Origin of the sequence: Shewanella sp. SW1 (assembly GCF_025653545.1) — a bacterium.
Lineage (GTDB): Bacteria > Pseudomonadota > Gammaproteobacteria > Enterobacterales > Shewanellaceae > Shewanella > Shewanella oncorhynchi.
In genome coordinates, this window is record NZ_JAKKSG010000058.1 from 1 (window position 1) to 630 (window position 630).

Below are 630 nucleotides of genomic sequence, written 5' to 3' on the forward strand. Positions count from 1 at the left end.
CGGTAATGGCGGCAGCGATACCGCTACGGTGACCCTGAATGTGGATAACGAGAACGACGCACCCGATGCCATCGATGACACTTACGAGGTTGCTGAAGGCGGCAGCGTCACTGGCAACATCATCACTGACCTACTCGGACGCGATACCGACGCCGATGGCGATACGCTGACGATCACCCAAATCAATGGTCAGCCCGTCACCTTCGTGAATGGCGTGGCCACGGTGGCGGTGGCTGGCGGCTCTTTGGTCATCAACCAAGACGGGACTTTCACCTATACCCACAATGGCAGCCAACCGGCGCCAACCAGCTTCACCTATACCATTACCGACGGTAATGGCGGCAGCGATACCGCTACGGTGACCCTGAATGTGGATAACGWGAACGACGCACCCGATGCCATCGATGACACTTACGAGGTTGCTGAAGGCGGCAGCGTCACTGGCAACATCATCACTGACCTACTCGGACGCGATACCGACGCCGATGGCGATACGCTGACGATCACCCAAATCAATGGTCAGCCCGTCACCTTCGTGAATGGCGTGGCCACGGTGGCGGTGGCAGGCGGCTCTTTGGTCATCAACCAAGACGGGACTTTCACCTATACCCACAATGGCAGCCAACCGGC

At 58.3% G+C, this 630-nt stretch carries 1 protein-coding gene; it reads left to right on the forward strand.

Annotated features, from left to right (window positions below):
* Nucleotides 1-630: Ig-like domain-containing protein (locus tag L5M71_RS23020; RefSeq protein WP_263220686.1), on the forward strand; the 630-nt coding region annotated here is incomplete at both ends.